The organism is Streptomyces coelicoflavus, from assembly GCF_003112555.1.
Taxonomy (GTDB): domain Bacteria; phylum Actinomycetota; class Actinomycetes; order Streptomycetales; family Streptomycetaceae; genus Streptomyces; species Streptomyces coelicoflavus.
Genome location: NZ_BEWB01000006.1, coordinates 405,953 through 430,742, shown reverse-complemented (window position 1 = coordinate 430,742; position 24,790 = coordinate 405,953). Strand labels below are relative to the sequence as shown.

Sequence of the window (24,790 nt, the reverse complement as noted above, 5' to 3'; positions counted from 1 at the left end):
GACTGTATCCAGCAATCGCCGCCGCGCACATCCACTCGCCGTCCTTGGCGGCCGGGCGGGGATCAGCCCGTCGCGCGCAGCCCCGCGATCAGGATGCGCACCAACTGCCGTGCGTCGTAGTCCGGGTTGGGGGTTTCCGCGCCGATGCAGAGGTTGCCGACGCCGCGCATGAGCCCCAGGGCCGGTACGTCGGTGTCGATCTCGCCGGCGTCGGTGGCGGCGGCGAGGAGGTCGGTGCAGACGGGGACGAGGCGGTCGAGGAAGTACGCGTGGAGGGTCTCGAAGCCCGCGTTGTCGGACTGGAGGACCGCGGCGAGGCCGTGCTTGGTGACCAGGAAGTCGACGAACAGGTCGATCCAGCCCGCGAGCGCGGCGTACGGGGTCGGGCTGCTCGCCAGCAGGGCGGGGCCGGCCTCGGCGCAGGCCTCCACCTGGTGCCGGTAGACGCCGATGATGAGGTCCGCCCGGGTCGGGAAGTGGCGGTAGATGGTGGCCGTGCCGACACCGGCCTCGGCCGCGATGTCGCGCACGGGAGCCTCGACGCCGGACCTGACGAACACCGCGGCGGCCGCGTCGAGCAGGGTCTTCTCGTTGCGCCGGGCGTCCGCGCGTTTGGGCCGGGAGGCCGCCTGTCCCGTCGCCGCTTCGCCGTCCTTCACCGTGCCGTTCCCTTCACCGGTTGATAAACGGGACACCGTTCCGTATCGTGGGGCAAGTAAACGGGACGGCGTTCCGCTTGGTCTTCTCATGATGCCAGAGCGCCGGGCCCGCCACCAAGTCATGCCTCGTCACACTCCTGGCAGTGGAGGAATCGTCATGCAGTACCGCACCTTGGGCCGCACCGGTGTGCAGGTCAGCTCGCTCGCACTCGGCGCCATGAACTTCGGCAGCATCGGACGCACCACCCAGGACGAGGCCACCGCCATCGTCGACGCCGCCCTGGAGGGCGGGATCAACCTCATCGACACCGCCGACATGTACGGCGCCGGCGAGTCCGAGGAGATGGTCGGCAAGGCGATCGCCGGACGCCGCGACGACATCGTGCTGGCCACGAAGGCGAACATGCCGATGAGCGACGAGCCCAACCACCGGGGCTCCTCGCGCCGCTGGCTGGTCACCGAGCTGGACAACAGCCTGCGCCGCCTAGGCGTCGACCACGTCGACCTCTACCAGATCCACCGGTGGGACCCGAACACGAGCGACGAGGAGACGCTGTCGGCCCTCACCGACCTCCAGCGCGCCGGGAAGATCCGGTACTTCGGTTCCTCGACCTTCCCCGCCTACCGCATCGTGGAGGCCCAGTGGGCCGCCCGCGAGCACCGGCTGAGCCGGTACGTCACCGAGCAGCCCAGCTACTCCCTCCTCCAGCGCGGGATCGAGAGCCACGTGCTGCCCGTGACCGAGCAGTACGGGCTCGGGGTGCTGGTGTGGAGCCCGCTGGCCTCGGGGTGGCTGTCGGGCGCGGTGCGCGCGGGGCGGGACGTCGCCACGCACCGGTCCGTGATCCTGCCCGAGCGTTTCGACCCCGCGCTGCCCGCCAACCGGGCCCGGCTGGACGCCGTCGAGAAGCTGGCCGCAGTCGCCGACGAGGCCGGGCTCACGCTGATCCAGCTCGCGCTCGGCTTCGTGACCGCGCACCCGGCCGTGACCGGCGCGCTCGTCGGGCCCCGCACCCTGGGCCACCTGCACTCCCAGCTCGCCGCCGCCGACACCGTGCTCTCCGACGACGTCCTCGACGCGATCGACGCGATCGTCGCGCCGGGCACCGACCTGGCCGCGCACGAGAAGTTCGACGCCACGCCCGCGCTGCTCGACCCGGCACTGCGCCGCCGGCGTCACCCGGCGGCCCGCTGAGCGTCAGCGCACCTGCCCCGCCCGCACGTCGCCGCGGCCCCGGGAGCGGTACACGACGTACGGCCGCACCAGGTAGCCCAGCGGCGCCGTGAAGGCGTGGACCAGACGGGTGAAGGGCCACAGGGCGAACAGGGTCATGGCGAGGAGCGCGTGCAGGCGGTACACCAGCGGCGCCTCGGCCATGGCGGTCACGTCCGGGTCCAGGGCGAACAGGCTGCGGAACCAGACGGAGACGCCGAGCCGGTAGTCGTACGCGGACTCGGCCGTCGCGCCGGACGCGGTGGCCGTCAGCCCGGCGAGGACGACCGTGATCAGCACCGGGTAGACGATCCGGTCGCTGCGGCTGGTCGAGGCCCGGACGGCGGGGGTGCGCAGGCGGCGGTACAGCAGGAGGGCGAGGCCCGCGAGCGTGGCCAGGCCCGCCGTGCCGCCCGCGATCAGGGCGTTGGCGTGGTAGAGGTGCTCGCTGACGTGGAGGCGGTCGGTCAGCGACTCGGGGACCAGGAGGCCCGCCACGTGGCCGGCGATCACGAACAGCAGGCCGTAGTGGAAGAGCGGGCCGGCCACCCGCAGCAGCCGGCTCTCGTGCAGCTGGCTGGAGCGGGTGGTGAAGCCGAAGCGGTCGTAGCGGTAGCGCCAGGCCGTGCCCGCCACCAGCACCACCAGTGTCAGGTACGGCAGGACGCCCCACAGGGCGATGTGCAGGTGCCTCATCGGCGGGCTCCTTCGTCGTTCGGCCGGGGCTGGGCGGGGAAGGGCCCCAGGACGTCCAGACCCACCGCCTCGGCCGGCGGACCGGTACGGGTCAGGCGCAGGGCCTCCTCGCGGCTGGCCGGTGCCTGGCCCGGCAGGCACCGGCAGACGGCCTGGAGGAGGGCGGCGTAGGGACTGCGGTGGGCTTCCAGGGCGTAGCGCAGGACCTCGATCGCGGCGCGGTGGTCCGTCAGCAGGGCGGTGCCCGCCTCGGGGGTACGGGCGGCGAACTCCAGCATCAGCGGCAGGAAGTCGGGCAGCTCGTCGTCCGGGGGCAGCCAGCCGTGAGTGCGGTACACGGACTTGATGCCGGCCAGTGCGGCGCCCCGGCGGCGGGTGTCGCCGTCGGTGTAGTAGGTGAGGTAGAGGCAGCGGCGGCGGCTGCGGTCGAAGGTGGCGACGTAGCGGGCGGCCAGGGCCAGCGGGTCCTCCCGTTCCGCCTGGTCGCAGAAGGAGAGCAGGAGGGGGAACTCGGGGCCGGGGAGCCCGGCGACCGCCTCGCGGACCGTGCGCGGGCGGCGGTCCCAGTCCCGGTCGGGGTAGGCCAGCAGCAGGGCCGCTGCCTGGAAGACGACGGGGGCCGTGCCGACGCTCCCGGTACGGATACCGCTACGGATACCGCTACGACTACGGCTCACAGCTCGGGCTCCGTCCGGACGGTGCCGCGGGCGCGCGGGAAGAGGCCGTTCGGGCGTCCCTTGCCGTTCCAGTTCAGGAGGTTGACCCGGCCGCGCAGGGACGTGGACGTGCCGGAGGTGCCGGCGGTCGGCGGCGCGTGGAAGGCGTCCGGGTCGAAGCCCCCGGCCTGGGGCACCGGGCCCCCTCCGGCCCCCGTACCGTCCGGCATCATCCCCGGCCCGCCCTCGCCGTCCAGGCTGCACCCCGCGCCGCTCCCGTCGGGGTCGGGGACCGAGCCCGTGTAGCTGGTCGGGATGACGTACCGCTCGTCGTACTTGGCGAGGGCGAGCAGCCGGTACAGCTCCAGGATGCCGGGCTCGTCGAGACCGACCGACCCGGCGATCCGCGGGTCCTGCTCCTCGCCGAGGTTGACGCGCCGCATGTGGGAGCGCATCGCGGCCAGCCGGCACAGGGCGGCCTCGACGGGCCCCGGATCGCCCGCGGTGAAGAGCTCGGCGAGGTAGCCGAGGGGGATGCGCAGCGTGTCGATCGCGCCGAAGAGCGCGGCCGGGTCCTCCCCGTCGTGTCCGCTGCCGGTGAGGGCGTCGACGACCGGGGAGAGCGGCGGGACGTACCAGACCATCGGCATCGTGCGGTACTCCGGGTGCAGGGGGAGCGCGACGCGGTACCGGGTGATCAGCGCGCGGACCGGGGAGCGGCGCGCGGCCTCGACCCAGTCGTGCGGGATGCCGGACGCCTCGGCCGCGCGGGCCACCTCGGGGTCGTCGGGGTCGAGGAAGCAGCCGAGCTGGGCCTCGTACAGGTCCTTCTCGTCGGTGACGGAGGCGGCGGCGCCGACCCTGTCGGGGTCGTAGAGCATCACGCCGAGGTAGCGGAGCCGGCCGACGCAGGTCTCCGAGCAGACGGTCGGGTCGCCGGCCTCGATGCGCGGGTAGCAGAAGGTGCACTTCTCGGCCTTGCCGGTGGCGTGGTTGAAGTAGACCTTCTTGTACGGGCAGCCGCTGACGCACATCCGCCAGCCCCGGCAGCGGTCCTGGTCGACCAGGACGATGCCGTCCTCGACGCGCTTGTAGAGGGCGCCGGAGGGGCAGACGGCGACGCAGGACGGGTTGAGGCAGTGCTCGCAGATGCGGGGCAGGTAGAACATGAACGCCCGCTCGTAGTCGAGGCGGACCTGCTCGCTCATCCGGGCGAGGAGCGGGTCGGCGGCCAGCTGGTCGGGGCCGCCGCCGAGGTCGTCGTCCCAGTTGGGGCCCCAGGTGATCTCGGTGGGGCGGCCGTCGATCAGGGAGCGGGGCGGCGCGGTGGGAATGTCGTCGCCGAGGGGGGCGGTGGTGAGGTTCTCGTAGTCGTAGGTCCAGGGCTGGTAGTAGTCGTCGAGGGTGGGGAGTTCGGGGTTGGCGAAGAGACGGGCGAGGCGCCGGGCGCGGCCGCCGCTGCGCGGGACGAGGCGCCCGCCCTTGAGCCGCCAGCCGCCCTTCCACTTCTCCTGGTCCTCGTGGCCGCGGGGGTAGCCCTGGCCGGGGCGGGTCTCGACGTTGTTGAACCAGACGTACTCGGTGCCGGTGCGGTTGGTCCAGGTCTGCTTGCAGGTGACCGAACAGGTGTGGCAGCCGATGCACTTGTCGAGGTTCATGACCATCGCCACCTGTGCCATGACGCGCATCAGTAGGTGACCTCCTGGGAGCGGCGCCGGATGGTGGTGACGGCGTCGCGCTGGTTGCCGGTGGGCCCGTAGTAGTTGGGGGCGAAGGAGAGCTGGCCGTAGCCGCCGATGAGGTGGGTGGGCTTGACCAGGAGCTTGGTGAGGGAGTTGTGGACGCCGCCGCGGCGGCCGTTCGCCTCCGACTTGGGGACGTTCACCAGGCGTTCCTGGACGTGGTACATGAGCACCGTGCCGTCCGGGACGCGGTGCGAGACGATCGCGCGGGCGACGACGACGCCGTGCGCGTTGACGGCCTCCACCCAGTCGTTGTCGGCGGCGCCGATCGCGTCGGCGTCGGCGGGGCTCATCCAGACGACGGGGCCGCCGCGGGCCAGGGTCTGCATCAGCAGGTTCTCCTGGTACTCGGAGTGGATGGACCACTTGGCGTGCGGGGTGAGGAAGCGGACGGTGACCGCGCGGCCCTCGCCGGCCCGCGTCGGGGCGTCGCCCAGCTCGGCCAGGTTCAGCGGGGGGCGGTAGACCGGGAGTTGCTCGCCCAGTTCCGCCATCCAGTCGTGGTCGAGATAGAAGTGCTGGCGGCCGGTGAGGGTGTGCCAGGGCTTCCTGTGCTCGGTGTTGACGGTGAACGGCGAGTAGCGCCGGTCGGGCGCCTCCTTGCCGGACCACTCGAAGCTCGACCCCACCTGCACGGGCCGCTCCTGGGTGTCCGAGAAGACCACGCGCCGCTCCGACACCGACGCGGCCAGTTCCGCGAGCCCGGCGCCGGGGCCGACGCGGTCGGCGAGGCGGTCGAAGCCCTCGGCGGCGAGACGGCCGTTGGTGGTGCCGGACAGGGCGAGGACCGCCTCGCAGAACTTGACGTCGGTGTCGAGCAGGGGGCGGCCGTGGACGGGTCCGGCGGGGGCGGTGCCGCAGCGGGCGGCGAGCCAGCGGGCCTCCTCGTGCGGGTTGACGGTGACGCCCTTGACGGTCATGCCGTGTTCCTCGGCCAGCGGCCCGAAGGCGGCGAGCCGGTCGGCGACGGCCGTGTAGTCCCGTTCGACGAGGGTCACCGACGGGGCGTTGCGGCCCGGCTCGACGGGGGTGCGGCCGTCGCGCCAGTCGATGACCCGGCCGCCGGGCTGGGCAGTCTCGCCGGGGGTGTCGTGCTGGAGGGCGGTGGCGACCAGGTCGTGGGCCGTGCCGAGGCGGCCGGCGGCGAGTTCGCTCAGGCGGCGGGCCAGGCCCTGGAAGATCTCGAAGTCGGTGCGGGCCTGCCACGGCGGATTGATCGCGGGGCTGAAGGCGTGCACGAAGGGGTGCATGTCCGTGGAGGACAGGTCGTGCTTCTCGTACCAAGTGGCGGCGGGCAGCACGAGGTCGGAGAAGAGCGTCGTGGAGGTCATCCGGAAGTCGAGGCTCAGCAGCAGGTCGAGCTTGCCCTGCGGGGCGTCGTCCCGCCAGGCCACGGAGCGCGGCCGGTGCTCGGGCGGGGCCTCGTCGCTGGTGGCGCCGTCGCGGGCGCCCAGCAGGTGGCGCAGGAAGTACTCGTTGCCCTTGGCGGACGAGCCGATGAGGTTGGCCCGCCACACGGTGAGGACGCGGGGCCAGTTGCGGGGCGCGTCGGGGTCCTCGCAGGCGAAGTCGACGGCGCCCGAGCCGAGTTGCTCCGCGATCCAGTCGACCGGCTCCTGGCCGCTCTCGCGGGCCCGGCGGCCGAGGTCGAGCGGGTTGGCGTCGAAGGTCGGGTACGACGGCATCCAGCCGAGCCGGGCGGACTGGGCGACCAGGTCGGCGGTGTGGAGCCCGGCGAGGGTGCCGGGCGCGGTGGGCGACGCGAGGGCGTCGGCGGCGTGGGACTCGTACCGCCACTGGCCGGTGTGCAGGTACCAGTACGGGGTGCCCGCCATCTGCCGCGAGGGCCGGACCCAGTCGGCGGCCGTGGACAGCTGCTGCCAGCCGGTGTACGGGCGGACCTTCTCCTGGCCGACGTAGTGCGCCCAGCCGCCGCCGTTGACGCCCTGGCAGCCGGTGAGGACGAGCAGGGAGAGGAAGGAGCGGTAGATGGTGTCGGAGTGGAACCAGTGGTTGGTGCCGGCACCCATGACGATCATGCAGCGGCCCCGGCTCTGTTCGGCGGTGCGCGCGAACTCCCGGGCGGTGCGCACCGCCGCGTCCGCCGGGACCGAGGTGATCCGCTCCTGCCAGGCGGGGGTGCAGGGTTCTCCGGCGTCGTCGTAGCCGGTGGGCCAGTGGCCGGCGAGTCCGGGGCGGGCGACGGCGTACTGGGCGAGCAGCAGGTCGTAGACGGTGGTGACGAGCCGGCCGCCGATCTCCCGGGCCGGTACGCCGCGCACGACGGTGGCGCCGGGTTCGTCGAAGCGGGGCAGCACCACCTCGACACCGTTGTCGGAGCGGCCGCCCGTGTGCCCGTGCAGGGTGAGCAGCGGGTCGGTCCCGCCCAGGTCGAGGTTCCAGCGTCCCTGGCCATCCTTGCCCCACCGGTCGCCGAGGGTGCCGTTGGGGACGACGACGTCGTCGGTGTCGGCGTCGATCAGCACCGGCATCCAGGCCCGCGCCCCGGCGTCGGCGTGCCGGCCGAGCCCGAGGTCGGCGGCGGTGACGAACTTGCCGGGCGTGTAGCTCCCCTCCGCGTGTTCGTCGAGGGCGACGAGGAAGGGCAGGTCGGTGAAGCGCTTCACGTAGTCGGTGAAGTACGGCACCTGCCGCCGCACGAAGAACTCGGTGAGCAGCACGTGCCCCATCGCCATCGCGAGAGCCCCGTCGGTGCCGGGGTGCGGGTGCAGCCACTCGTCGGCGAACTTGGTGGCGTCCGCGTAGTCCGGCGAGACGACGACGACCTTCTGGCCCCGGTAGCGGGCCTCCACCATCCAGTGGGCGTCCGGGGTGCGGGTGACGGGGACGTTGGAGCCCCACAGCATCAGGTACGCCGCGTCCCACCAGTCCCCCGACTCCGGTACGTCGGTCTGGTCGCCGAAGACCTGCGGGGAGGCGATCGGCAGGTCGGCGTACCAGTCGTAGAAGGAGATCATCGGGGCGCCGATGAGGGAGTGGTAGCGGGCGCCGACCGCGTGCGAGGCCATGGACATGGCGGGGATCGGGGAGAACCCGGCGACCCGGTCGGGGCCGTACTCGGCGATGGTGTGCACCTGGGCTGCGGCGGCGATCTCCAGCGCCTCGTCCCAGTCGACGCGAACAAAGCCGCCGTGGCCGCGGGCGCACTGGTAGCGGCGCCGCTTGTCGGGGTCACCGGTCAGCTCGGCCCAGGCGGCCACGGGATCGCCGCCGTGCCGGCGTTTGGCGTCCCGGTACATTTCGACGAGGACACCGCGGGCCAACGGATGGCGAACGCGGGTGGGCGAGTAGGTGTACCAGGAAAAGGAAGCGCCGCGCGGACAGCCGCGCGGCTCGTACTCGGGCCGGTCGGGGCCGACGCTCGGATAATCCGTCTGCTGGGTCTCCCAGGTGATCAGTCCGTCCTTGACGTACACCTTCCACGAGCAGGATCCCGTGCAGTTGACGCCGTGCGTGGAGCGCACGACTTTGTCATACGCCCACCGCTCCCGATAAGGACGGTCATTGACTTTCTGGTCCGTGCGGTACACGGCCCTCAGGTCGAGGGTGGTCGGGGACTTCCGCAGCAGCTGACCGGCCTTCAGCAGCCGGTCGGCGGCGTCGGCCGCGGCCTTCGCCCTGCTTCGCACCACGTTGCCATCTCCTTGCGAACGCGACGGAGCAACGCCCGCCGGGTTCCGGCGGGCATGCTGTGTGCCGCATTCAGGATCTCGCCGAAATTCGCTGCAGAAACGGTATTCCAGCACCCTTTGCGGAGGTGGGGACGAAGGTTTTCATTCGCTTTGCAATAGTTGTCATGCGCATATTCTTCGACTGCGCCGACTTTCGGCCAGAAAGGCCGGGAGAACTCATACGGTCACCCTCTCCGCCAGGAATTCGGCCCACGTCAGCTTGCCGACCAGTGCGTCTTCCAGGGTGAGGTTCGCGCCAGAACGGTACGCGCGCCCCGCTTTCCCGGGAATGCGCACCGGCAGCTTCGGACGCCGGCGTCCGCCGCGCGCGTCGAGGTAGGAACGGGCCAGCGTGGCCAGATCGTGGACCTCGGGGCCGGTCATGTCGGGCACCCGGCCGGACGGCTCGGCCAGCGTCAGCTCGGCCAGGCGCGCGGCGACCTCGCGGGCGGCGACCGGTTGCAGACGCAGCCCGCCCGGGGCCGGGAGGACCGGCAGCCGGGTCATCTTCTCGATCATCGTCAGCGTCAGCTCGTGGAACTGGGCCGCCCGCAGCACCGTCCAGCCGATGCCCGAGCCGGCGATCGCCCGCTCGGACTCCAGCTTGGTGCGCAGCCAGGCCAGCGGGACGCGGTCGGCGCCCACGACCGAGATGTACGCGAGGTGCCGTACGTCCGCACCGACCGCGGCGCGCACCAGGGTGCGGGTCGCCTCGTCGTCACCCTTGGGGCCGCCGGCCAGGTGCAGCACGGTGTGCACGCCGTCGACGGCGGCCTCGACGCCCTCGCCGGTGCGCAGGTCACCGGTGACGTACGTGATGCCGTCCGCGTCCGGGCGGGGGCGCCGGGTGAGGACGCGGATGTCCCGGCCGGCCGCCCGCAGCAGCGGGACGACGTGGCCGCCGAGGGTTCCTGTGCCGCCGGTGACCAGGAGGGGCGTCGTGGAGATCGAGGGGTGGGTCATGGCTGCTGCTCCCGGTGTCCGTGGCGTCCGGGGGCGGGGTGGGAGCCGATGTGGAACCGCCCCGCCCCGGACGTCCGCCGTTGTGTGTCGTGGCGGTATGACCCGGGGCGGGGCGGCTGTGTGACAGGAGGGAGGAAGAAATCCCGAAGAATCTTCCTCCGGGGATCAGATCGTCGCGGTGTCGATCACGAAGCGGTACCGCACGTCGCTGGCGAGCACCCGCTCGTACGCCTCGTTGACCTCGGACGCGGCGATCAGCTCGATCTCGGCGCCGATGCCGTGCTCCGCGCAGAAGTCCAGCATCTCCTGGGTCTCGGCGATGCCGCCGATCATGGAGCCGGTCAGGGACTTGCCGCCGCCGAGCAGCGCGAACAGGTTGAGGGAGACGGGCTCCTCGGGGGCGCCGACGTTGGCCAGCGTGCCCTCCGTCTTCAGCAGCCCCAGGTAGGCGGCGAAGTCGAGCGGGGCGGAGACCGTGGAGACGATCAGGTCGAAGGTGCCCGCCAGCTCCTCGAAGGTGGCCGGGTCGCTGGTGGCGTAGTAGTGGTCGGCGCCCAGCTTCAGGCCGTCGTCCTTCTTGCGCAGGGACTGCGACAGCACGGTCACCTCGGCGCCCAGGGCGTGCGCGAGCTTGACGGCCATGTGGCCGAGGCCGCCCAGACCGACGACGGCGACCTTCTTGCCGGGGCCCGCGTTCCAGCGCCTGAGCGGGGAGTACGTGGTGATGCCGGCGCACAGCAGGGGTGCGGCCTCGTCCAGGGAGATGCCCTCGGGGATGCCGAGGACGAAGTTCTCGTCGACGACGACCTTCTCGGAGTAGCCGCCGTAGGTGACCTCGCCGTCCCTGCCGACGGCGTTGTAGGTCATCACGTTGCCGTTGGTGCAGTACTGCTCCCGGCCGGCCTTGCAGTTCTCGCACTCGCGGCAGGAGTCGACCATGCAGCCGACGCCGACGCGGTCGCCGACGGCGAACCTGGTGACGCCGGGGCCGACGGCGGAGACGACGCCCGCGATCTCGTGGCCGGGGACCATCGGGAAGATGGCCTCGCCCCAGCCCTCGCGGACCTGGTGGATGTCGGAGTGGCAGATGCCGGCGAACTTGATGTCGATCAGGACGTCGTGCTCACGCACCTCGCGCCGCTCGATGGTGGTGCGCTCCAGCGGTGCCTTGGCGGCGGGTGCTGCGTACGCGGCGACAGTGGTCATGCCGGGTTCTCCGGGATTCTCTTGGCGTGACTGGGTGATGCTTCCACCCTGCCTGCGACCTGCGGATCCACCCAGACCACGGCTTTGCGTACGACCGGCGTGCGTACCACTGACGGGGACAGGCTCATGTGCGTACGACCGGGAATACATCCGGTGATACTGGAAGCATGGACGGACAGCTTGACCGGCGGGCCGAACTGAGCGAGTTCCTGCGTACCCGGCGGGCTCGGCTGAAGCCGGAGGACGTGGGCCTGGAGTCGTACGGGCGGCAGCGCCGGGTGCCCGGGCTGCGGCGCGAGGAGCTGGCGCAGCTGGCCGGGGTGTCGGTGGCGTACTACACGCGTCTCGAGCAGGGCAACGGGCAGAACGTGTCGGCGGAGGTCCTGGACGCGATCGCCCGCGCGCTGCGGCTGACCGACGCGGAGCAGGCACACCTGACGCACCTGGCGAAGCCGAAGCAGCAGCGCCGGCGGGCCGGGGCACCGCGGGGCAAGCAGCCGGTGCGGGTGGCGCTGCTCCAGCTCCTGGAGTCGATCGACACGGTGCCCGCGTACGTGACGGGCCGCCGCTCGGAGATCCTCGCCTGGAACCGGATGGCCGCGGCCCTCTTCGGCGACTGGGGCAGGCTGCCGGCCGCCGAGCGCAACTGGGCGCGGTTGGTCTTCCTGAACCCGGACTACCGCGACCTGTTCGTCGACTGGGACCAGAAGGCGTACGACATGGTCAGTTTCCTGCGCATGGACGCGGGCCGGCACCCGGACGACCCGCGACTGTCCGCGCTCGTCGGGGAACTCTCCGTGAAGAGCGAGGAGTTCCGCCGCCTGTGGGCCACGCACGACGTCAAGGAGAAGAGCTACGGCGTCAAGCGGATGCGACACCCGCTGGTCGGCGACCTGACCCTGTCCTTCGAGACGTTCCGCCTGGTCGACGACGACGAGCAGGCCTTCATCACGTACCACGCGGAGCCCGGCTCCCCGTCGGCGGACGCACTGCGCCTGCTGGCGAGCTGGGGGACGGACGCGGCGGCTTCACTGTCGGCGTGACGGTGCACACGACGCGCTACGAGTTCTTCGGAAGGTCCTCCGTCCGAATGAGCGAAGTCATCCGATGCCATGCGTTCGCGTGGCTCGTCGTGCCGGTCTTCCTCTTGCTCACTTCCGCGGCTGTCCTGTGGTGGTTGACGCACGACTCCGGCTGGTCCTCCGGGCTTTGGGGGTTTCTCGCGGTGGCCGGCTGGGCGACCAAGTCGATCCGGTTGCTCGCCATTTCGGTGATTCCGGACCGCCGCACGGTGAGGGTCAGGACTGGTCCAGAGCCCGCTCGATCGCGCGGCGGGCCCGGTCCGCGGCCGTGCGGTCGTGCTGGAGCTGCATGGCCGCGTTGAGCGCCAGCCCCGCCGCGACGATCTCGAACAGCGCCTGGTCGACGTCGAAGTCCGCGGGCAGCTCGCCGTTGTCCACCGCCGTGGTCAGGTCCGCCCGCAGTTGTTCCCGCCAGCGCGACCACACCTCGGCCACCGCGTCGCGGACCCGGCCGGGCCGGCCGTCGTACTCGCTGAGTGCCGCGGTCATCAGGCAGCCGCCGGGCAGCAGCGGCTCTTCCAGGTAGCCCACGGAGTTGGCGCAGACCGCGCGCAGTCGCCGCAGACCCGGCGGCTCGCCGAGTACCGGCTCGACCACCCGGTGCCAGAAGTCCACGAACGCCTTGTCCAGCGTGGAGATCTGCAGCGTCTCCTTGGTGCCGAAGTGCTTGTGCACCCCGGACTTGCTCATCTCCAGCTCCTCGGCGAGCCGGCCGATGGTGATGCCGTCCAGCCCTTCCTCGGAGGCGATCTCGGCGGCACGGCCGAGGATCCGGCCCCTGGTGGCCTGCGCTTCGGCCGCTGAGCGACGTGGTGACATGCGACGACTATAGCGTACGGGCGTTCGCTATTGATTTAGCGAACGCCCGTACGCTAACGTCCGGAGCTCCACCGACCGAAGGAGTGCGACATGCGAGTGCGACGACTGGGCTGGGCCGGACTGGAGGTCGAGGCGGGCGGCGAGCGACTGCTGATCGACTACGTGCGGGACCTCTCGCCGCTGTTCACGGGGTGGAAGCCCGGCGAGAACGTGGCGGTGCCGGGCGGGAGGGCGTCCGCCGCGCTCGTCACCCACCTGCACCGGGACCACACCGACGCGGCCGCGCTCGCGGACGTGCTGACGCCGGGGGCGCCGGTGCTGCGGCCGGCGCCCGGTCACGGCGACGACGTGGACAACGTGACGACGCTCCTGGCCGAGCGCGAGCTGGTCCGGCACCGGCTGGCCGTCGAGGTCGTGGACGTCTGGTCCTCGCGCGACCTGGGGCCGTTCCGCGTCACGGCGGCCCCCGCTGTGGACGGGCTCGGCGACCCACAGGTGAACTGGGTGGTGGAGGCCGACGGGCGGCGGATCCTCCACGGCGGCGACACGATGTTCCACGGCTTCTGGTGGCTGGTCGCGCGCCGGTTCAGCCCGTTCGACGCGGTGTTCCTGCCCGCCAACGGCGCGGTGGTCGACGCACCGCACCTGCGGCCCCCGAGCCCGGTGCCCGCCGCGCTGGACCCGCGGCAGGCCGCCGCGGCCGCGGAAATCCTCGACGCCCGGTTCGCGGTGCCCATCCACTACGAGCCGGAGCAGCCGGACAAGGTCCCGGGCTACGTCGAGGTCGCCGACCCGGAGGCCGAGTTCCGCACGTACGCCGGACGGCGCGCGCACGCACTGGCCGTCGGGGAATGGCTGGACCTCGCCGGCTGACCGGAGCCCCGGCGCCCCCGCCCCCCGGCCTCCCCCGGCTCACGCGGCCGGGGCCGTCGCCCAGGAGCGCAGCTTCTCGGGGTTGCGCATCGCCCACAGGTGGCGGACGCGGTGGTCCGAGACGCCGAAGGAGTACACCGTCACGACGGCACCGTCCTGGCAACCGACCAGTCCCGGCCGCCCGTTGACCGTGCGTTCGAGCAGCGTCTGCCCGGACTGCCGCGGGCCGAAGCGGAGCAGGCCGCGCACGATCCGCTCGCTGCCCCGCACTGGGTGCTCCAGGGTGCGCACCACGCCGCCTCCGTCGCCGACCGCGGCCACCTCGGGGTCGAGTAGCCGGATGAGCGCGTCGACGTCGTTGGTCTCCCAGGCCCGCTTGAGTTCGCGTACGACGACCGCGTCCTCCGCCGTCGACGTCGCGGCGGACTCCTGCGCGGTGCGGATCGCCCGGCGCGCCGTGGACGCCAGCCGGCGGCAGGCGGCCGGCGTACGGCCGACGATCCTGGCCACCTCGGGGAACGGATAGCGGAAGACGTCGTGGAGGACGAAGGCGACCCGCTGGGCCGGGGACATCGAGTCCAGGACGATCAGGAAGGCCATGCCGACCGACTCGTCGAGGGTGATCAGATCGGCCGGGTCGGAGGCGATACCGGGCGTCCGTGCGGCGTTCCGCTCGGCGGGGTCGGCCAGCGGCTCGGGGAGCCACTGCCCCACGTAGTGCTCCCGCCGGACCCGGGCGGAGCGCAGGTGGTTGAGGCAGACCCGGCTGACGACCGTCGTGAGCCAGGCCCCCGGGGTCCCGACGGCCTCGCGGCGGCCCGCCGGCATCGCGTACCAGCGGGCGTACGCCTCCTGGACGGCGTCCTCCGCGTCGGCCAGCGAGCCGAGCATCCGGTAGGCCACGTTGATCAGTTGCCGCCGCTCGCCGGTGACCGGCGCGGATCGGGTGGTCATTGCTTCCGACGCTCCTTCTGCCGCGTGCGCGCGTGTCCTCACCTCCTTACGACGCGACAGCGCGGCCATGTGTGACATGCGGGCCGGAGCACCCGGTCCGGGACGGGGGCTCACACTTCGGGCCGCCACGGTGTCGGAGGGGTGGAACGACGTCCGAACCGACTCCGAGGAGCGACTCCGCCATGACCACCACCGAGGACACGACGACCACCACCGCGGGGCAGGACGGGGTACGGTCCCGCCTGCCCGACCCCACCGGGCTCTACCCGGAGTTGCTGGCCCTCTCCGCCGCCGTGCAGAAGGCACTCCGCAGCGGTCCGGTCCCGCAGGCCACCCTCGCTCTGATGCGCCTGCGCACCGCACAGCTCATCGGCAGCACCTACCACGGCGTCGCGGCGACCGACGCCCTGCGCAAGGCCGGCGAGGAGGAGTGGCGCATCACGGCCGTGGCGACCTGGCAGAGCGCCCCCTGCTTCACCGGTCCCGAGCGTGCCGCGCTGGAACTCGCGGAGGCCGTCCTCACCCCGAACCCGTTCGGGGACCGGGTGAGTGACGACCTGTTCGCCCGGCTGTCCCGGCACTACGACACCGACGGGATCTGGCAGCTCACCCTGTACCTGGGCCACATCAGCCTGTTCACCCCGGTCGCCCTCGTCGGCAAGCCGGTGCCCGGCCGGCCCCCGGGGAAGAACTACACCGACTGACACCGCCCGAGACGAGACAGCGCCTGCCGCCCCGGTGCGGGGCGACAGGCGCTGTGTGGCTCGGAGAACGGGGGGGGGCCGGGGCCGTCAGACCGCCGAACCCGCCTTCCACTGGGCCCAGTCCATGTTCCAGCCGTTGAGGCCGTTGTCCGGGGCGATGGTCTTGTCGCCGGTGTTCTGGACGACGACCACGTCACCGATGATCGAGTTGTTGTAGAACCAGGCGCCCGGGGTGTTCGGGTCGTCGGCACCCTTGGCGTCGGCCAGGCCCACGCAGCCGTGGCTGGTGTTGGCGTTGCCGAAGATGCCCTTGCCCCAGTAGTTGCCGTGGATGAAGGTGCCGGAGGTACTCAGGCGCATGGCGTGCGGCACGTCCTTGATGTCGTACTCGCCCTTGCCGTCGTCGTCGGTGAAGCCGACGGTCGAGCCGTCCATCCGGGTCTCCTTGAACTTCTCGGAGATCACCATCTGGCCCTCGTACGTCTTGTTCTCCGGGGAGCCGGCCGAGATCGGGATGGTCTTGACCGTCTTGCCGTCCTGCGTGACCTTCATCTGCTTGGTCTTCGCGTCGACGTAGGAGACCTGGTTGCGGCCGATCTTGAAGGTGACCGACTTCTGCTGGACACCGTAGACGCCGTCGGCGCCCTCGACCCCGTCGAGCGCCAGCTTGAGGGTGACGGTCGAGCCCTCCTGCCAGTAGTCCTGGGGGCGGCAGTCCATGCGCTGGGTGGAGAACCAGTGGCAGGCGACCTCCTGGCCGCTGCTGCTGTTGACCGTGATGCCCTTCTGGACGGCGGCCTTGTCGGTGATCTCCTTGTCGAAGTTGATCGACACGGGCATTCCGACGCCGACGGTCTTGCCGTCGTCCGGGGTGAAGGTCCCGATGAAGCTGTTCTGGGGCGAGACCGTGGTGAACGAGGTGTTCTCGTGGGCGGCGCGGCCCTCGGAGTCCTTCGCGGTCGCCGAGATCGAGTACTTGGTGGCGCGCTCCAGCTGACCGCTGGGCTTCCAGCTGGTCTTGTCGGCGGATATCTCGCCCTTGACCTCGGTGCCGTCCGAGGCGGTCATCTTCACCTCGGTGAGCGTGCCCTTGCTCACGGTGACGCCGGCGGAGTTGTTGATGGAGGCGTTGTCCGAGCCGCCCTTGGGCGTGATCTTGATCTGGGCCTCGGACGTCTTCTTCGCCGCCGCCTCGTCGACCTCGGCCTGCGAGGTCTTGCCGTCCCCACCCCCGGAGGTGTCGGCGTCGCTACTGGAACATGCCGAGAGCACCAGCACACCGCCGAGCAGTGCGGACGCGGCCGCCAGGCCCTTGCGCCGCTTACCGTCCGTCATCACACGCTTCTCCATCGTTGCCGATTCCCGAAACCCCGAGATACCCCGTCAATAACTTTCAACGCTACGACCGGTTCGTCCCGTTCCACATCGCTCACAGGTGTGGCCCATACCACGTTTGCCGCTCAGGGCGCGGACGGTGCGGGGAGGTGTCGGTCAGTGCGCACCGTGAGACGACGAAACCCCGGACGGCGGTTGCCGTCCGGGGTCAGGAATTTCCCCACACCGCGTCAGCCGACCGTCATTTCATCGTCTTCCGGGTCGTTCTCGTCGCCATCATCCTCGTCGAGGTCCCACTCGGACGAATCGGGGTCGTAGTCGATCTGCTCACTGCTCCAGGAGGCCTGCCGGAGCTCGACCCCCGGCACCGCGCCGACCAGGTCGAACGGGTCCACCAGATGCGCCAGGGCCTCGGCCGTGTCCTCCGTCACAGCGCGCTCGGAGTCCGCCCGTTCCGCGTCGGACAGGTCGGTGTCGTCGGCGAGGGCCTGGAGTGCGGCCCCGGTGACGGCCTCGTCGTCGTCGATCTCGAGAACCAGCTCGACGCGAACCCGTACAAACCGTGATGTCTCTGGAGTGCTCATGCCCGGAGCGTAAGGCCGACCCCTCCCGTGACTTTCCTGTGACCCGCGCCTTTCACTAACATCTGCCCACACGGCCAATTCGCCAGCGCCACAAGGGGATCGATATTCCGTGTCATCCGCTCGCCGTTCCTTGCTGACCGCCACCGCCGCGGGCGGCCTGCTGTGTGCCCTGTGGTTCGTCCCGTCGGCCAACGCGACCCCCGAGACACCGGTGCTCGAGTCCGCGGCCGCGACGCCGTCTCCGCAGGTCACGGCCCAGGCGAGAGCCGCATCCGCGGACACCTCCGCCGACACCGCCACGGACACGGCGGCGACCGGCGAGGGCACGACCCGGCTGGCCGACACCGGCAGCTTCGACAGCACGCCGTACGTCGTCGGCGGCGCCCTCTGCCTCGGCCTCGGCGCGGGCTTCGTGGGCTACTCGGTCCGCCGGGAACGCCTCGACTTTTGACAGAACTTGACGTTTTTTTGGCCTTCTTGACCGTCCGGGGCCGTCCCGTGCCCTACGAGGTCGCCGTCGACCGTCCGGAGCGTCCAGGAGCAGCACGAGGGGCCCCGGCGTCGTTCCGCCGGGGCCCCTCGGACACGTCACCGTCCGCTAGCGCAGCGGCCCCGTGACCGTCTCCGCCGCCGCGACCAGGTGCCCGGCGCGCACGAACGCGTCCGCCGCGGCGAGGTCGGGCGCCAGGAAGCGGTCCGGTCCCGGCCCCTCGACACCGGCCGCCCGTACGGCGTCGATGACGGCCTGCGAGGCCGGGGCGGGGGTGAGGCCCTCACGGAGCTCGATCCCGCGCGTGGCGGCGTACAGCTCCACGGCGATCACGCGCGTGAGGTTGTCGACGGCCGTGCGCAGCTTGCGCGCCGCCGACCAGCCCATCGACACGTGGTCCTCCTGCATGGCGGAGGACGGGATGGAGTCGGCGGAGGCCGGTACGGCGAGCCGCTTCAGCTCGCCGACCAGGGCGGCCTGCGTGTACTGGGCGATCATCAGGCCGGAGTCGACGCCCGCGTCGTCGGCGAGGAACGGCGGCAGGCCGTGGCTGCGGTTCTTGTCCAGCAGCCGGTCGGTGCGCCGCTCGGCGATGGAGCCGAGGTCGGCGACGGCGACGGCGAGGAAGTCCAGGACGTAGGCGACCGGGGCGCCGTGGAAGTTGCCGTTGGACTCCACCCGCCCTCCCCCAGAGCCGAAAGCCTGGGAGGTACCCCCAGGCAGGACGACGGGGTTGTCCACGGCCGCGGCCAGCTCGCGCTCGGCGACGAGGCCGGCGTGGGCCATGGTGTCGCGTCCGGCGCCCGCGACCTGCGGGGCGCAGCGCACCGAGTAGGCGTCCTGGACGCGGGGTGCGTCGTCCTGGTGGTGCCCGGTCAGGCCGGAGCCCTTGAGCACGGCGGCCATGTTGGCGGCGCTGGCGGCCTGCCCGGGGTGCGGGCGGATGGCGTGCAGCTCGGGGGCGAGCACCTTGTCGGTGCCGAGCAGGGCCTCCATGGTCAGCGCGGCGGTGATGTCGGCCGACTTGTAGAGGGTGTCGAGGTCGGCGAGGGCCATGACCAGCATGCCGAGCATGCCGTCGGTGCCGTTGAGGAGGGCGAGGCCCTCCTTCTCGCGCAGCTCGACCGGGGTGATCCCGTGCGCGGCGAGCAGCTCACCGGCCGGCCGTACGGTGCCGTCGGGGCCCTCGGCGTCGCCCTCGCCCATGAGGGTCAGCGCGCAGTGCGACAGCGGGGCGAGGTCGCCGGAGCAGCCGAGGGAGCCGTACTCGTGCACGACCGGGGTGATCCCGGCGTTGAGCACGTCGGCCATGGTCTGGGCGACCTCGGGGCGGACACCGGTGTGTCCGGAGCAGACGGTCTTCAGCCGCAGGAACATCAGCGCCCGCACCACCTCGCGCTCCACGCGCGGGCCCATCCCGGCGGCGTGCGAGCGGACGATGTTGCGCTGGAGCTGCGCGCGCAGGTCGGGGCTGATGTGCCGGGTCGCCAGGGCACCGAAGCCGGTGCTCACGCCGTACACGGGGTCCGGCTTGGCGGCCAGCGCGTCCACGATGCCGCGGGCCGCGGCCAGGGCGGCGACCGCGTCGCCGGAGAGCTCGATCCGGGCGCCGCCGCGCGCCACGGCGAGAACGTCGGACGCGGTGACCCCGGCCGTCCCCACCACCACAGTGTGCATATCCATATTCAGGAGCGTACGCAGTGAATTCGATGATGTCACGAGGGGATGCGTCACGGATGCGCGCGGGCTGCGCCCCTTACCGCTCCCGCGCGCCCCGGCGTCACGGCGAGTGCCGCCCCCTGAACCGCCTGCGCTCCCCGTCCTCCTCCCGGGAGGGCTCGTCCGCGAGCCGCACGACGGGGTCGTCGGGCCCCTCGCGTCCCGCGACGACCGGCCCGGACGCCCGCTCGGCCTTGGCGCGGTACTGGGCGGCGTCGGCGAGCCGGAACAGCCGGCGGGCGGACCGCACCGGCCCGACCGGGTCCTCCGTGGACGCGACCCCGCAGGCCACGCCGTCGCCCAGCTCCAGTTCGGCCGCCCGGCGGCACAGCTCCTCGGCCGCCTTGACCACCGCGTCGGCGGCCGGCCCGACCGCGAGCAGGCAGAACTCGTCCCCGCCGAGCCGCGCGGCGAGCGCCCCCGGCAGCATCGCGCCGCACAGCGACAGCACCGACCCGAACCGCTCCAGGAGCCGGTCCCCGACGGCGTGGCCGTGCGTGTCGTTCACCCGCTTGAGGCCGTTCAGATCGCAGACGACGAGGCTGACGACGACACCCTCCTCGCGGTGCCGCTCGACGGCCTCGTCCAGCGCCGAGTCGACGGCGCGGCGGTTGGCCAGCCCGGTGAGCGCGTCGGTGTACGCGAGCCGCCTGACCTCCTCGAGCCGCTCGGTCTGCGCGATCCCGGCGGCGACGACGGAGGCCAGGACGGTGGCGAAGTCGGCGTCGCCCCGCTCGAAAACCCGCTCCCCCACCGGCCGGGCCACGTACAGCTCGCCCCACGCCCGGCCGTGCAGCACGATCGGCGCGACCACGCAGCAGCCGCGGCCCCGGCGGCGCAGGGCGGCGACGCGCTGGTGGACGTACCCGGGGCGCCCGGCGGCGGGCCCCTCGGCCGTCTCGACCCAGGCGTCGGGCTCACCGCCGCCCGCCCAGCGCTCGTGCAGGAACTCGGTGATCTCCGCGAACTGGTGCACCGGGTAGGACTCGTTCTCCGGGAACTCCTCCTCGTCCTCGGCCCGCCGGCCGACGTTCACGAGCACCCGGAGCCGGCCCAGCTCCCGCTCCCACACCGACAGCGCGGCGAAGCTGCCGCCCAGCGCCAGGCATCCGCCGACGGCCGCCGCCCGCCACGCCTCACGCGCGCTCTGCGCGGCGGCCATCCCCTGCGCAAGCGCCACCACGGCCGCGAGCCGCCTGTCGTCACCCATCACTCCAGGCTAGGGAGATTCACGAAGAAACGTTACTCAAACGGGGCGAACCGGGCGATTGCCTTCGACCCGTGCGCTCGGCTCACTCACCCGGCCACCGCGGCGCCCGCTTCTCGTTGAACGCCGCCACGCCCTCCGCCCGGTCCCCCGAGAACGCCACCGACCGCCACGCCGCGTCCTCGACCTCGAGGCCCGCCCGCAGGTCGAGACCGTGCCCGAGCCGCAGTGCCCGCTTGGCCGCGCGCAGGCCCACCGGCGAGTTGGCGGCCATCCGGGAGGCCAGCTCCAGCGCCTCCTCCCGGTCCCGCCCCTCCTCCACCAGCTGGTCCACGAGCCCCAGCTCGCGCGCCTCCCCGGCCGCCACCCGCCGCGCCGTGAACACCAGCTCGGCCGCTCGCGCCGCCCCCACCCGGCGCGGCAGCAGCTGCGTACCGCCGCCGCCCGGGATCACGCCCACCGACACCTCCGGCAGCCCCACCACGGCCGTACGGTCGGCCACGATCACGTCGCAGGACAGCGCCAGCTCGAAGCCGCCGCCCAGCGCGAACCCGTGCACGGCCGCGACCGTCGGCTGCGGCAGCTCGAGCACCGCCGTGTACGCCCCCCGCGTCACCGGCCGCTGGCGCAGCAGATCGGCGTCGGAGAAGGAGTTGCGCTCCTTCAGGTCCGCCCCGACGCAGAACGCCCGCTCGTGGGTCGAGGTCAGCACCACCACCCGTACGCCCCGGTCCTCACCCAGGGCCGCGCAGGCCGCACCCACGGACTGGGCCATGGCGGTCGAGACGGCGTTCATGGCCTTCGGCCGGTCGAGCGCGAGCTCCGCGACATGCCCGTCCCCGTGCCGCCGCACCAGGACGAACTCTCCGAACCGCTCCTCGCTCATGACACCCTCCGGTTAACGCGTGTTAACAAGTCGACCGCCCGATCATCGCAGGCGGGCCCGCGCGGGGGAAGACCGGACGCGCCCGCCCCGCACACCGGCCGCCGCCCACCCGTTCGAGTGACATACGGGCGACCGCCCCACTCCGGCCGACGGCAGACCGTAGCCTCGCTCCGCCACGGCGCAGCGGGGGCGCGTGCGCACCGGGGAGGGACCATGACGACGACCGGCACACGGACGACCGGCAGACGGACGACCGGCAGACGGACGGCCGACACGCGGACGGCCGACACGCGGACGGCCGGAAGACCGACCGCCGAAACGACCGGCGGCCCGAGCACCGGCGCGGTGCCGGAGCCGCGGTACGCGTGGTTCCGGCGCGGCCGGCACCGCAGGCCCCGCCCCCGCAAGGTACTGCTGGTCGCCGGCGGCCTCGCCCTGGCGGTCGGCGCCCTGAGCCTCGTGCGCCTGCTGCCCGAGCCCGGCGGTGCCGCGACCGGCGGCTACGGCGCCGAGGCGGCGCCGCACGTGGACGGCGGAGGCCGGGACACGGCCGCGGACGAGTGGGCGCCGGCGTCCACCACCGCGGGCACCGGCGGCGGACCGCCCGGGGCGAGCCCTTCGGCGACGTCCGCCATGGGCGGCCTGAGCGGCTCCCCCGGGCCGGGCCTCATACCCGGCGCCCTGCCGGGCCCGTCCGCGAGCGGTGCACCGGTCCCGCTCCCCACCGCCACGACCGCGCCGGGCGGCCAGGACGCCACCGACGGGCGCAGGCAGGGGCAGACGCGGGAGGGGCAGAGCGGAGGGGGACGCGAGGACGGCGCCGACGACCGGGGCCGTACCCCGGCCCCGGGCACTCCGCGGCCGTCCCGGTCCGAGTCCCCCACCGCACCGACGCCGCCACCGGCGCGCAGCACGCCACCGCCGTCCGCCCCGGCGCCGGAACCCGACGACCCGGGCCTGTGCGTGCCGGTCATCGGTCTCTGCGTCGACCTGCTCGGCGGCTGAACGACGGCCTCTCCGGGCCTACGGCTCCCCGGCTGTCCCCGCCTACGAGGCTCCTCCGCCTACGACTCCCCGCCGGCGTGGCCCCGGCGCGTGAGCAGCCACGGTTCGACCACGCCGAGACCTCGTACCGGGCGCTGCCACATCGGCTGGAGCGCGAAGCGGTACACCGGCGGTTCCTCGCCCTCCTTCTCCGCGGCGGCCGCTTCCTCGGCGGCCGCCGCCTCCGAGGCGGGGGCGTCCCCGGTGCGGATCAGCTCCTGTGCGAAGGCGGAGTCGACGAGGACGGCGTCCTTGGGGGCTATCGAGGTGAGCCGGGAGGCCAGGTTGACGGTGGTGCCGAAGACATCGCCCATCCGGGTGGTGACGGTGCCGAAGGCGATGCCGACGCGCAGTTCCGGCATGGTCTCGTCGTGGGCCATCGTCTCGACGAGGAGCAGCGCGATCTCGGCGGCCGTACCGGCGTCGTCGGCGGCGTAGAGCACCTCGTCGCCGAGGGTCTTGACCAGCCGTCCGCCGCGCGCGGCCACCAGGTCGGCGGAGGTCGTCTCGAAGGCCTCGACCAGTTCGCCGAGCTCCTCCTCCTCCATCCGCCGGGTCAGCCGCGTGAACCCGACCAGGTCCGCGAAGCCCACCGCGAGCCGCCGATCCACCATCTCCTCGTCGTCCCCGGCCTGGATGACCCGTCCCGCCGAGGCGGCGAGCTGGCGCCGCCAGACGTAGACGAGGAACTCCTGAAGCTCGGGAAGGAGCAGTTCGACGATGGGATACGTGACCTCGGTGCGCGTCATCCCGGGCTCGGGCGGCTCGGTCAGGCCCTCGAGGAAGGAGTCGATCTGCCACTCGGCCAACCGGGCGGTGGTCTGCCCCGTGGACCGGGCGACCTGAACGGCCATCGCCTCGCTGAGCAGCCCCGCCTCCACCAGACCGGCCAGCCGCCGCAGGGCGAGGACATCGGCCTCGGTGAGCGCCTTGGCCTGGCCGATGTCGGCGAAGCCCATGGCCCGCCAGAACCGGGAGGCCAGCTCCATGGAGACGCCCGCGCTGCGGGCGGCCTGGAAGGGGGTGTAGCGGCGCTCGGCGCCCAGGATGAGCCCCTCCAGGCGCAGCGCGAGCGGGTCCTCGCCGGGGTCGGCGGCGTCCGGGGCGGGCTCGGGGTCCACCCGGCCGTCCCCGTCCGCGCCGGAACCGGTGTCGTCGACGGTCACGCCTGTTGCCTTTCCGATCTGCCGCGGTCAGGTTCGACCGGCCCCAACTTTACGTCAGGTGTGCCCCAGCTCACTCCCGTGCGTCCCGTACTCCGAGGGTGCCCCGGGGCCGCGCTCACGCCAACCGCAGGTGCACGATGTCGCCCGCTCCCACCGGCTCCTGCACCCCCGCCTCCGTCGCGAGGACCAGCCGCCCGTCGCCGTCCACGGCCACCGCCTCCCCCACGAGCGACCGGTCACCGGGAAGCTCCGCCCGCACCATCCGCCCGAGCGTCGCGCAGCCCGCCGCGTACGTCTCCTGAAGCCCGCTGGCCGCCGGGTCGCCCCCGGCCTCGCGCCAGCGCCCGTACCAGTCCTCCAGCGACCGCAGCACCCCGCGCAGCAGCGGGTCGCGGTCGGTGTTCGCGGCCCCGGCCAGCGCCAGCGAACCGGCCCGCGGGACCGGCAGTTCGTCGGCGCGCAGCGAGACGTTGATGCCGACGCCGATGACGACGCCGTCGTTCCCGGCCCGCTCGGCGAGGATGCCGCCGGCCTTGCGCTCCTCGTCGCCGACGGTCACCAGCAGGTCGTTGGGCCACTTCAGGGCGGTGTCGACGCCCGCGACGCGGGACAGCCCGGTCGCCACGGCGACGCCGGTGAGCAGCGGCAGCCAGCCCCAGCGGGTCACGGGGACCTCGGCGGGGCGCAGCAGGACGGAGAAGAAGAGCCCGGAGCGGGCCGGCGCCGTCCACTGCCGGTCCAGGCGCCCCCGCGCGGCGCTCTGCTCCTCGGCGACGAGGACCACGCCCTCCGCCAGGTCCCCCTCGGCGGCCCGGGCGACGAGGTCGGAGTTGGTGGACCCGGTGCGCTGCACGACGTCGACCCGCCGCCACAGTCCTTCCTCCCGCACCAGGCCCCGGCGCAGGGCCGTGCTGCTGAGCGGGGGCCGGTCCAGGTCGGACCACCGGCTGCGCGGGGCGTCGTTCGCGGCGTCCTTGGGGGCGTCCTTCGGGGCGTCGTTCGGGGAGTCGGAGGAGTCACGGGGCGTCATGCAACCCACCCTAGGTGTGGGAAACACCGCACTGCCGATCGGAAGGGCCCCTACTACTCTACGAACGAGT

Annotated in this window: 22 protein-coding genes; 6 read left to right on the top strand and 16 right to left on the bottom strand. The window is 72.7% G+C overall.

Features of this window, described 5'->3' with window-relative positions; translation table 11 throughout:
- Positions 1-62: 62 nt before the first annotated feature.
- Complete coding sequence (locus Sco07f_RS16875) at positions 63-659, bottom strand: TetR/AcrR family transcriptional regulator (RefSeq protein WP_007444303.1); 597 nt, start codon at positions 657-659, stop codon at positions 63-65.
- 157 nt (positions 660-816) lie between these two features.
- Between Sco07f_RS16875 and Sco07f_RS16870 the strand changes: the two genes are divergently transcribed.
- Complete coding sequence (locus Sco07f_RS16870) at positions 817-1,854, top strand: aldo/keto reductase (RefSeq protein WP_108988281.1); 1,038 nt, start codon at positions 817-819, stop codon at positions 1,852-1,854.
- 3 nt (positions 1,855-1,857) lie between these two features.
- Here the strand turns inward: Sco07f_RS16870 and narI are convergent, their stop codons facing one another.
- The 6 genes from narI to Sco07f_RS16840 form a co-directional block, all read right to left on the bottom strand.
- Positions 1,858-2,568, bottom strand: coding sequence for a respiratory nitrate reductase subunit gamma (gene narI / locus Sco07f_RS16865; RefSeq protein ID WP_108988280.1), 711 nt, complete (start codon positions 2,566-2,568; stop codon positions 1,858-1,860).
- Entirely contained in the window at positions 2,565-3,245 is a 681-nt protein-coding gene (narJ, locus tag Sco07f_RS16860) for a nitrate reductase molybdenum cofactor assembly chaperone (protein WP_167468121.1), read from the bottom strand. Before narJ ends, narI begins: the two co-directional genes overlap by 4 nt.
- Complete coding sequence (gene narH / locus Sco07f_RS16855) at positions 3,242-4,912, bottom strand: nitrate reductase subunit beta (protein WP_167468120.1); 1,671 nt, start codon at positions 4,910-4,912, stop codon at positions 3,242-3,244. The genes narJ and narH overlap by 4 nt, the downstream gene beginning before the upstream one ends.
- Complete coding sequence (locus tag Sco07f_RS16850; protein WP_167468119.1) at positions 4,912-8,619, bottom strand: nitrate reductase subunit alpha; 3,708 nt, start codon at positions 8,617-8,619, stop codon at positions 4,912-4,914. The genes narH and Sco07f_RS16850 overlap by 1 nt, the downstream gene beginning before the upstream one ends.
- A 216-nt stretch (positions 8,620-8,835) precedes the next feature.
- Positions 8,836-9,621 (bottom strand): SDR family oxidoreductase, encoded by a 786-nt coding sequence (locus tag Sco07f_RS16845; RefSeq protein WP_108988279.1) that lies wholly within the window; start codon positions 9,619-9,621, stop codon positions 8,836-8,838.
- Between the two features lie 165 nt (positions 9,622-9,786).
- Positions 9,787-10,827 carry an NAD(P)-dependent alcohol dehydrogenase gene (locus Sco07f_RS16840; protein WP_007444294.1) on the bottom strand — a complete coding sequence of 347 codons (1,041 nt, stop codon included), beginning with the start codon at positions 10,825-10,827 and terminating at the stop codon, positions 9,787-9,789.
- 167 nt (positions 10,828-10,994) lie between these two features.
- Between Sco07f_RS16840 and Sco07f_RS16835 the strand changes: the two genes are divergently transcribed.
- A complete protein-coding gene (locus Sco07f_RS16835) occupies positions 10,995-11,870 on the top strand; it encodes a helix-turn-helix domain-containing protein (RefSeq protein WP_108988278.1) in 876 nt (291 codons plus the stop codon).
- Between the two features lie 255 nt (positions 11,871-12,125).
- Here Sco07f_RS16835 and Sco07f_RS16825 read toward each other — a convergent pair whose 3' ends face one another.
- Entirely contained in the window at positions 12,126-12,728 is a 603-nt protein-coding gene (locus tag Sco07f_RS16825; RefSeq protein ID WP_007444292.1) for a TetR/AcrR family transcriptional regulator, read from the bottom strand.
- A 90-nt stretch (positions 12,729-12,818) separates the two neighbouring features.
- On the opposite strand from Sco07f_RS16825, the gene Sco07f_RS16820 reads away from it, so the two are divergent.
- Positions 12,819-13,601 carry an MBL fold metallo-hydrolase gene (locus Sco07f_RS16820; RefSeq protein ID WP_108988276.1) on the top strand — a complete coding sequence of 261 codons (783 nt, stop codon included), beginning with the start codon at positions 12,819-12,821 and terminating at the stop codon, positions 13,599-13,601.
- Between the two features lie 39 nt (positions 13,602-13,640).
- Here Sco07f_RS16820 and sigJ read toward each other — a convergent pair whose 3' ends face one another.
- The gene (gene sigJ, locus Sco07f_RS16815) at positions 13,641-14,555 is read right to left on the bottom strand and encodes an RNA polymerase sigma factor SigJ (protein WP_108988275.1); all 915 of its coding nucleotides are present in this window, start codon (positions 14,553-14,555) and stop codon (positions 13,641-13,643) included.
- A gap of 182 nt (positions 14,556-14,737) precedes the next feature.
- Here sigJ and Sco07f_RS16810 point away from each other — a divergent pair, with 182 nt between their 5' ends.
- The gene (locus Sco07f_RS16810; protein ID WP_108988274.1) at positions 14,738-15,259 is read left to right on the top strand and encodes a carboxymuconolactone decarboxylase family protein; all 522 of its coding nucleotides are present in this window, start codon (positions 14,738-14,740) and stop codon (positions 15,257-15,259) included.
- Between the two features lie 87 nt (positions 15,260-15,346).
- Here the strand turns inward: Sco07f_RS16810 and Sco07f_RS16805 are convergent, their stop codons facing one another.
- Together Sco07f_RS16805 and Sco07f_RS40140 are read right to left on the bottom strand one after the other, a co-directional pair.
- Entirely contained in the window at positions 15,347-16,594 is a 1,248-nt protein-coding gene (locus Sco07f_RS16805; RefSeq protein WP_007444290.1) for a L,D-transpeptidase, read from the bottom strand.
- A 230-nt stretch (positions 16,595-16,824) separates the two neighbouring features.
- Positions 16,825-17,178 (bottom strand): hypothetical protein, encoded by a 354-nt coding sequence (locus Sco07f_RS40140; protein WP_007444289.1) that lies wholly within the window; start codon positions 17,176-17,178, stop codon positions 16,825-16,827.
- A gap of 109 nt (positions 17,179-17,287) precedes the next feature.
- On the opposite strand from Sco07f_RS40140, the gene Sco07f_RS40135 reads away from it, so the two are divergent.
- Entirely contained in the window at positions 17,288-17,629 is a 342-nt protein-coding gene (locus Sco07f_RS40135) for a hypothetical protein (protein ID WP_174855370.1), read from the top strand.
- 147 nt (positions 17,630-17,776) lie between these two features.
- On the opposite strand, the gene hutH is transcribed toward Sco07f_RS40135, so the two are convergent.
- The 3 genes from hutH to Sco07f_RS16785 form a co-directional block, all read right to left on the bottom strand.
- Positions 17,777-19,345, bottom strand: a complete 1,569-nt coding sequence (hutH, locus tag Sco07f_RS16795; RefSeq protein WP_108988273.1) for a histidine ammonia-lyase — start codon at positions 19,343-19,345, stop codon at positions 17,777-17,779.
- A gap of 103 nt (positions 19,346-19,448) precedes the next feature.
- Complete coding sequence (locus Sco07f_RS16790; protein ID WP_164383451.1) at positions 19,449-20,597, bottom strand: GGDEF domain-containing protein; 1,149 nt, start codon at positions 20,595-20,597, stop codon at positions 19,449-19,451.
- An 82-nt stretch (positions 20,598-20,679) separates the two neighbouring features.
- Complete coding sequence (locus Sco07f_RS16785; protein ID WP_108988272.1) at positions 20,680-21,480, bottom strand: enoyl-CoA hydratase/isomerase family protein; 801 nt, start codon at positions 21,478-21,480, stop codon at positions 20,680-20,682.
- A gap of 213 nt (positions 21,481-21,693) precedes the next feature.
- On the opposite strand from Sco07f_RS16785, the gene Sco07f_RS16780 reads away from it, so the two are divergent.
- Positions 21,694-22,485, top strand: a complete 792-nt coding sequence (locus tag Sco07f_RS16780) for a hypothetical protein (protein ID WP_244942065.1) — start codon at positions 21,694-21,696, stop codon at positions 22,483-22,485.
- Between the two features lie 59 nt (positions 22,486-22,544).
- On the opposite strand, the gene Sco07f_RS16775 is transcribed toward Sco07f_RS16780, so the two are convergent.
- Positions 22,545-23,690 carry an adenylate/guanylate cyclase domain-containing protein gene (locus tag Sco07f_RS16775; protein ID WP_007444195.1) on the bottom strand — a complete coding sequence of 382 codons (1,146 nt, stop codon included), beginning with the start codon at positions 23,688-23,690 and terminating at the stop codon, positions 22,545-22,547.
- Between the two features lie 115 nt (positions 23,691-23,805).
- Positions 23,806-24,720 (bottom strand): biotin--[acetyl-CoA-carboxylase] ligase, encoded by a 915-nt coding sequence (locus Sco07f_RS16770; RefSeq protein WP_108988271.1) that lies wholly within the window; start codon positions 24,718-24,720, stop codon positions 23,806-23,808.
- Positions 24,721-24,790: the final 70 nt, after the last annotated feature.